This window comes from Paenisporosarcina quisquiliarum, assembly GCF_043641925.1.
Classification (GTDB): Bacteria; Bacillota; Bacilli; order Bacillales_A; family Planococcaceae; genus Paenisporosarcina; species Paenisporosarcina quisquiliarum_A.
Genome location: NZ_JBHZRU010000011.1, coordinates 105,765 through 114,439 on the forward strand (window position 1 = coordinate 105,765; position 8,675 = coordinate 114,439).

Annotated in this window: 6 protein-coding genes; 4 read left to right on the forward strand and 2 right to left on the reverse strand. The window is 35.4% G+C overall.

Annotated features, from left to right (window positions below; genetic code table 11):
* Nucleotides 1-287: 287 nt before the first annotated feature.
* Both ACHUE4_RS10110 and ACHUE4_RS10115 read right to left on the reverse strand, forming a co-directional pair.
* Nucleotides 288-560: a hypothetical protein gene (locus ACHUE4_RS10110; protein ID WP_394189580.1), complete on the reverse strand. Its 273-nt coding sequence runs from the start codon at nt 558-560 to the stop codon at nt 288-290.
* Between the two features lie 506 nt (nt 561-1,066).
* On the reverse strand, nt 1,067-4,030 hold the full coding sequence (locus tag ACHUE4_RS10115) for a Tn3 family transposase (protein ID WP_394189582.1): 2,964 nt from the start codon (nt 4,028-4,030) through the stop codon (nt 1,067-1,069).
* Between the two features lie 147 nt (nt 4,031-4,177).
* On the opposite strand from ACHUE4_RS10115, the gene ACHUE4_RS10120 reads away from it, so the two are divergent.
* From ACHUE4_RS10120 to ACHUE4_RS10135, 4 genes are all read left to right on the forward strand, one after another.
* The gene (locus tag ACHUE4_RS10120; protein WP_258858938.1) at nt 4,178-4,753 is read left to right on the forward strand and encodes a recombinase family protein; all 576 of its coding nucleotides are present in this window, start codon (nt 4,178-4,180) and stop codon (nt 4,751-4,753) included.
* A gap of 875 nt (nt 4,754-5,628) precedes the next feature.
* On the forward strand, nt 5,629-5,808 hold the full coding sequence (locus ACHUE4_RS10125; protein ID WP_258858981.1) for a phospholipase D-like domain-containing protein: 180 nt from the start codon (nt 5,629-5,631) through the stop codon (nt 5,806-5,808).
* 27 nt (nt 5,809-5,835) lie between these two features.
* Nucleotides 5,836-6,519, forward strand: coding sequence for a DUF421 domain-containing protein (locus ACHUE4_RS10130; RefSeq protein WP_394189585.1), 684 nt, complete (start codon nt 5,836-5,838; stop codon nt 6,517-6,519).
* 1,618 nt (nt 6,520-8,137) lie between these two features.
* Nucleotides 8,138-8,584, forward strand: coding sequence for a hypothetical protein (locus ACHUE4_RS10135; protein WP_394189587.1), 447 nt, complete (start codon nt 8,138-8,140; stop codon nt 8,582-8,584).
* The last annotated feature ends 91 nt before the right edge of the window (nt 8,585-8,675 follow it).

Consider the following 8,675-nt stretch of genomic DNA (forward strand, 5'->3'; position numbering starts at 1 on the left):
TACTTAAGATTGGTAAAATAGCAAATACAGAATCACCAGTCATTAATAAGCCAACTCTCTTTTTTGGAAATTATACCATAATAGGAATGTATTACGGTAGTACGTTTGTCGCTTGTTTAACTAACCCGTCAGTTGAACAAGTACCTTAATGATCCTCCGTAAACCATCGAATTTACTTGCTCAACTGGATGTATCACGTACACATCATAGGTTGACATAACACGAGATGAGGAAGTAACAGGGGCTTTAAGTCAATAAAACAAGCTGCCTTAGTTGAACAATCTCTATCACTTCATATATTTGTAGTAAAGATTTAATAAGGAAAAGTAAACTAAAGCAGAACCAAAAATAAAAAATAAGAACTCCTTTATCTTTTTCGCTTCCATCATTAAATCTTCATTGTAAAAAAGGCGCATGTTTTCATTTAAAGAAATGGGAGTCGTAAAAATTGATAATATTAATCCAAAAACAGCGAAACCCCCATATAGATTTAGAACTGTTCTTATAGTAATTCCCCTTACTATTTCGGCATTTTCAGACGTTTGTTGATTTATTTCCAAACTCCTAATCCCTCCATTTTTCATAATGCTAAAATTAACTATACGAATAAACACAAGAGAAAGTTTCTTAACAACCGGATTGCATCTCGCATACACCGTAGGTTGACATAACACCACTTAGCAAACCACCGAGTACAAAACCTGTGGTTGTATAGTTATTTCCCACAATCAAGGCCATTGATAAGCCAACCAATATTAATACAATTACCAGAACAAACAGGACATCAAACTTATAACCTAACCTAAATAGTAATCTCACAATCTGGATATATTTTATAGCGACTGTACACAAAATAAGAGTAACAAGATGCTTTGAACTTTTTTACAACCTTGCAGCAGTTAATTAACTAAGTTCTTTCACCACCTGTAAACCAATCTTTATCTTTTGGAGAATCGTATTTGTTTATAACTTCAACATTTCATATTCTTTATGGGGTACCGTCAGGAAAATGCGGATATACAACGCTAAGCCCATTTCCAAGACGATTCCCCCATTTTTAACAACGCTAAGAAAGTTTCAGTGGTCTTAAGGAATCTAATGAAACCACTTTATCTGAATTAAAATGGTATTCTCCTAGTAAATTGATATGTTCCCAACCTAAAGGTGACATATGATGCAATAAGTCTTCATTAAAACTACCTGTCTGTTTTTGATATTCAACTGCTTTTGTTAGATGTAGGGTATTCCAGATACTAATGGTATTGATAATTATGTTTAGCGCACTGGCTCTTTGCAATTGCTGCTGTATGGTTCGCTCCCGAAGTTCTCCTTGTTTTCCAAAGAAAATAGCTCTTGCCAATCCATTCATGGCCTCTCCTTTATTCAATCCTTTTTGTATTTTCCTTCTTAAGGATTCATCCGAAATGTAATTCAGAATAAAGATCGTTTTTTCTATTCGGCCCATCTCACGTAAGGCTGTAGCTAAGCTGTTTTGTCTTGAATAAGAACCTAGTTTCCCCATAATAAGGGATGCTGAAACAGTTCCTTCCCTTATTGAATGAGCTAATCGCAAAACATCTTCATAATTTTCTTTAATGACCTTTATATTTATTTGTCCACGTAAAATGGCTTCTAGTTTTGGATACTCACTTGCTTTATCTATTGTAAATAATTTTGAGTCCGATAAATCTCTTATTCTTGGAGCAAATTTAAATCCTAATAAATGGGTCAATCCGAAAATTTGGTCTGTGTAACCGGCTGTGTCTGTATAATGCTCTTCTATGTTTAGATCCGTCTCATGATGCAATAAACCGTCCAAAACATGAATTGCATCCCTTGAATTAGTATGAATAATCTTTGTGTAGTAAGAAGAGAATTGGTCACTTGTAAATCGATAGATGGTGGCTCCTTTTCCAGTTCCGTAATGTGGGTTTGCATCTGCATGTAGTGATGAAACACCTAGCTGCATTCTCATACCATCTGACGAAGATGTTGTACCGTCGCCCCAATAGAAAGGCAATTGTAATTTGTGATGGAAATTTACTAATACGGCTTGGGCTTTATTCATTGCATCTTCATACATGCGCCATTGAGATACATTGGCTAGGTGCTTATATGTAAGTCCAGGTGTTGCTTCAGCCATCTTACTCAATCCAATATTCATTCCCATTCCTAAAAGGGCAGCCGTGATAATGATCGTTTCTTCTTTATCTGGCTTTCGATTATTGGAAGCATGAGTGAATTGCTCATGAAATCCTGTTAAATAAGCAACATCCATGAGTAAATCGGTTAATTTTATTCTTGGGAGCATCTGATAAAGGCTTGCACTAAATTTCTTTGCTTCTTCTGGAACATCTTTTTCCAAGCGTGAAATTGATAGCTTTCCTTTTTCAAGAGAAACTCCATCTAACTTGTTGGAATTAGAAGATAACCACTTTAATCTTTCATTAAGGCTGCTGGTTCTTTCTGTCATATAGTCTTCGAATGATAAACTAACTGATAACCTCGTATTTCCCTTCGTTTGATTCCAAGTATCCTCTGAAAATAAATATTCCTCAAAATCTCTATATTGTTTACTGCCCACAATGGAAACATCACCAGCCCGAACATGTTCCCTTAGTTCTGTTAAGATTGCCATTTCATAATAATGACGATTGATTGTACCATCATCCTCATATAAGTGTTTTTTCCAACGCTTTGAGATAAAGTCTACAGGTGAGTCATCAGGTACTTTTCGCTTTCCAGATTCGTTCATTCCTCGGATAATCTCTACAGCTTGTAAAAGTGGTTCATTTGCCTTTGTAGAATGAAATTCCAATACCCTTAAAAGTGTTGGCGTATATTTTCTAAGTGAATAAAATCGTTTTTGCAGTAAGTCTAAATAATCATAGTCAGCAGGACGCGCAAGCTCCTGAGCTTCTTCCACCGAAGAGACAAAAGAATTCCATTCAATAACGGATTCTAAAACCTCAAAAACGTCTAATTTTTCCTCTTTTGCTTTGATTAAAGCTTGTCCGATGTTCGTAAAGTGTATAACTTTCTCATTTAGTTTTTTACCATTTTGTTTCTGAATTTCTTCTTGAGCCTTACGGCCTTTTGATAACAGACTGAGTATTTGTCTGTCATGAATTTCAAAAGCTTTATCAGTTAACTCCTGAGTAAGATGTAATAAATAGACGGTTAATATTGAATATCGTTTATTTTCCTGAAAGTCACGAAATGCATAAGGCTCATATCTTGAACCTAAGCGAGATAGCTGTAACAGGCGATTGCGATGCAAATGACTAATTTGTACCGTTTCTAATTCCATTCCTCGTATGTATTCGAGTCGTTCTATTAGTTTTAGAAATGTTTCGGGTGAAGGATGACCCGGTGGTTCCTTTAACCAACCCAATATCGTTTTATTGGATTCGGATGGATGCTGCGAAGTAATGATCTCTTCAATCTTTTCTTTTTGCTCATTTGTTAAAGATTTACTAACCGTATTAAATAGCTTCTTTTCAGCCATTGCCCTTGCCTCCCACACCATTCTCTCGAGTGTAGTGATAGCAGGCAGTATGATTTTGTTTTTTCTTAGAAAATCTATGCATTCATGTAGTAGATGAATGGCATCACCATTTTCCAAAGCTAATTGATGAAGATGCTTAAATGTCATTCGATATTCTTTTAGGGTAAAAGTTACAAAGTCGTATTCACTTCGTATTTCTTTCAAATGATCCCAAAGTGTATTTTCTCTTTGAGGATAAAGCCTAAGCGAAGATGGAGTGGCACCGATTTGTTTCGATATATAATGTATGACTGAATCTGGGATGTTTTTGATATGAGTATATGGCCAACCGGGATGCCGAAGAACGGCTAATTGAACGGCGAACCCTAAACGGTTTTCTTCTCTCCTTCGTTTATTTATAATTTCTAAATCTCGTTTGGTAAAAGTATAGTAGGTTCCAAGCACCCACTCATCTCCAGGAATTTGCATAAGGGCCTGTCTCTGTTCTGGTGTAAGCAATTCCCTACCTCTCGCAATTTTCATACAGTATCATCTCACTTCTGTAATTATTCAGTTAATTAGTTCAATTATATATCATTAGAGTGTACTCTATTGATACAAGTGTAGTAGACTGATAAAATCATAGTTAAGAGCGTCTCATAAGACTTGTCTCAAAAATGAGGTGATATTTTGCGGAAAATCGGTTATATACGTGTTAGTTCGACTAGCCAAAATCCTTCAAGGCAATTTCAGCAGCTAAACGAAATTGGAATGGATATTATATACGAAGAAAAAGTTTCTGGGGCAACAAAGGATCGCGAGCAACTTCAAAAAATGTTAGAGGATTTACAGGAAGATGACATCATTTATGTTACAGACTTAACTCGAATCACTCGTAGCACACAAGACCTATTTGAATTAATCGATAACATACGAGAAAAAAAAGCAAGCTTAAAATCACTAAAAGATACATGGCTAGATTTATCAGAAGATAATCCATACAGCCAATTCTTAATTACGGTAATGGCTGGTGTTAACCAATTAGAGCGAGATCTTATTCGTATGCGACAACGTGAAGGGATTGAGTTGGCTAAGAAAGAAGGAAAGTTTAAAGGTCGGTTAAAGAAGTATCATAAAAATCACGTAGGAATGAATTATGCAGTTAAGCTATATAAAGAAGGAAATATGACTGTAAATCAAATTTGCGAAATTACAAATGTGTCTAGAGCTTCATTATATAGAAAGCTATCAGAAGGGAACAAATAGTCCTTCCTTACCCCATATTCCAGAAAAGGGCCATTATATGTAGTATAATTTTTGACCGTATTCATTGTAAATAACGATACAAAAACAGCCTACTTTCTAACTTTGTTTACTTATTATCTTTAGTAAGTAATTATAGTTTTCAACGTAAACAACGATAGGAATTTACTTGGAGAGGTGGGTATGATAGGCTCGTTTGCCTGATGAAACCTTAGCTTCAGCCTTTCAAGACAAATCGTACCGTTCAACTATATGCACCTTATATATAGTTTCAACAACAAAACATTGATATGTTGCCCCTTTATCATTGTTTATATGTATCCACAGAATAGGCGTTTAAGGACTTGACTTGGAGCCTCTGTGTATAGGAATTTTTTTTGTAACATAATTTTTTGTTCTAAACGTTGAATGATCTGCATTTTTCAACGAAAGGATGAGCTTCTAACCGTTAAAAGTAAACATATTCAGCTTGTGGTGCATATACTGGATTGGTCCTTTATATAGGGTAGTAAATAAGATATCTAATCCTTTATTCTTCAGAACATAAACTTTAAATTTAGGGGGAGATTAGTATTGCAAACTGCACAGCAAACAATTGTTAGTATTCCATTCCCATCAGTATGGGGTATCCATGCTGCTATAGCTGGTAAACCAGAATAATGTAAGATTTTAGGTTTAAATGGAAGAAATGTAAAACGAACCTCCTTTTTTGTTTTTCGATACATCTCCAACATTAAATTTCTTGTGACAAAACAAACTAAAAAATTATTTGAGGTGTCTCATGAGAAAAGGTCAATCTAAACAATTCCTCGTATTCCAAACGTATACTTGCTACATAGTTTGTACATGTTAAGGGAAAAACTAAGGAGGAATTTTAGTTGGAGTGGATTTTTTTTCTATACCTGTTAAATACGTTCTTTATCTTATTCATAGCAATTTGGGAAGTTCGTCGGCCCGGGGTCCAAATCTACCAGTACAATAAAGGAATGTTACATGCGAAACTGATGATCATTGATGAGGAAATTGCAGAAGTAGGCGCAGCAAACTATGATATCTAAGTAAAATTTAAATTGGAGGAAAAAACTTTGGAAGAAGTTAATATTGGTTTACTGACGATCAAAGTCATCGTTGGTTTTGTCACTTTATTTTTTATCATTATCATAACAGGCAGAACATCCATCTATCAGTTAACCCCGTTTCACTTAGTTTTTGTGTTAGTACTTGGAGATTTTTTAGGAAATACCATTTATGAAGATAAGGTAGGGATTTTTCATTTTTTATATGCCATCGGATTGTGGACGTTTCTTATGTTGGGAATAGAGTTTATGACTCTAAAAAGTAAATCGACACGTTCTCTCTTATTAGGCAATCCTAACATAATCATTCGAGATGGTGTTATGGACAGAAAGTTACTTACAAAGAACAAATTGGATGTAAATCAAGTATTGAGTATACTCCGTCAAAATAATGTCTTTTCAGTTCGCGAAGTCAAATACGGTATATTGGAAGCTAATGGGCAATTAAGTTTATTATTAAAATCCAAGTATCAAAAACCAGACAAGCAAGATCTCAATCTTCCAGAAAGTCCAGTAGACCTCCCAACATCGTTAATTATAGATGGGGAAATTTTATGGGATAATTTACATGAACTCGGATTTGATCAACAGTGGTTAGATAACCAATTAACTACCAATGGATATGATAATGTAAAGCGTATACTCTACGCAGATTGGCGAGAGAGTGAAGGCATACATGTAAGTCCTAAATAATATTTGTTAGGATAAGAGCATATCAATTTTCTTGGTGAATATAAACTTTAGTCTTCAACAATCGGGCGCGCGCGACAAGTTCTGTTATAAGCGCTTATTGCGTGAAAGACAGGAGATTATGCAAGTAAATCTTAACTTTACAATGGAAGATGGGAATGAAGGAAGCAAGTTTTCTGAAACCATCTCGCCAATACTCCTGCATGTGTCATAATTGGCAGATTATGGGGTGTGGAGCACAGGTGGATTCGGCAGAACGAAGGCTGAAGCCATTCCTTACGGGAAAGGTATGCCGACGGATATGCCGCGCGGCTGAAAAACTAGATATGGTGAGAATGTTCCATAGAAAGGAACTGACGAACTTCCGAATGTACAGGTCTAAAGATTGAACATAGGGAAACCTATGTCCCATCCAACGATGGGGTGAGTGGTGTAGAGTAAAAATGCGCCCTCTGAAATACGCTATACCGAACAATGGTGGTATCCAGCTCACAGGCTTAAAGGAAGCACCTACGTCTAGAATGTATAGCTACGTTGTAAAGGACTTGGAAACCAATCAAGGGCTGTCACCTGAAACGGTTGCTATAAGACAATGGTCGAAATGCATTTATCCTTGTGAGGGTAGGGGTATGACTGAGGAAACTCCTGTAATGGGAGTAGAGGAACAGCCCCAAGTCTAGCAAAATGGAACGATTATTTTCCAAGCGTTCATCGCACCGATCGGGTAGGAACGTGGGGATTTCCACAGTGCGAGCTCTTAGAAAGAAGACATTAGACACCTACTTTTCTAAGGGTAACGAGGAACTTATAGTCTAGTACAAATTGTTAGATGGAACGCGAAATGATGGGAAACTATCACGTTTCGTGCGGAGTAGGGGAAAAGCTGGAGATTACTTCAAATGCTTACCTATTACTAACTTTAATGAAGTAACTAAAGCCTAATTTCTCACTTATAACACCGAGAAATTAGGTTTTTTATGTTTGGATTTCCTTAACGTTGTAAATCCGCATTTTCCTGACGCTACCCCTTTATTATGTATATATTTGTAGAATGAAGAAAAATGTTTGATTACTTAGTTCGTTACCCTTTTTCAATAATCATTTTAAATATCAATGACATGTTAGAAGTCGTTTCTACAGGTAGTAGTAGAATTCTGTGTAATTACATAAAAGTTTTTTCGGAATTTGCAACGAAAAGGAATTTTCATTCATCTAACGATTATAAAGGAAATGGAGGGGTGGTCTTTGTTTTATCAAAGTCGATTTAAAAAGGCTCAGCAAGGTGATCAAAAAGCCTTTCTTCAGATAATTGAATGTGATAAAGAAAAGCTCTATAAGATTAACGGGTTCTGTTTTGAAGTACAAAAAACGAAATACACAATAAAACGCTTATTAATAGCATTAAAATGGCACTGCAATTCGCAGTGCTTTTTTACGTGTTTCTTCCAAAAACTTCATAGCAATTATTACTTACTAAATTTTCAAATAATTAAAGGAAATAATTAATAAATATGGTAAGATTATATTAGAACTATTTAGTAGGCAGTGATTTTCTTCTTCAACTAACGCAGCAGTTTAGTTGAAGAACAATTGATTTCTTATGATAAAAGGAGTGAGAATATTGAAAAAATATCTTTACACGGGGATTTTACTTGGAGCTATTGTGTTAGCTGGGTGTAGTGCAAATGAGGAAGCAGTAGAACAAGCAAAAGAAGAGAAGATGGAAGATGTAACTAATGGACAAGCAGTAGAAGTTGAGACTTTACCTGATACGAATAAAGAAGAAGTTGTATCAGTGACTCCATTAACAGTTTTAGATTCTCAAGGTGTTTCATACTTAACTACGGAAGAATATTTACAGACACCTTCTGGATTACCTATTTATAAAACTGAATTATTTTATACCGATTTAGATGAATTACAACAACAACCCGAATTCTTCGAATTTACAAAGAATGTTGAAGGGCGTTTGTATAAAGGTACTCTAAAATTATATCAAGCCGATAAGCAGGACGACGATAGCTGGAAAGCTATGTATAGCGGGGTAATCTCTAGAGTCGAATTGTGAGTTTTTTAACTTAAACTAAACCAGCCAATAGTTTGTCAATATTTATTAATGAAAACTAAAAATAGTTCATGCTATACTTATTTGTGCATGC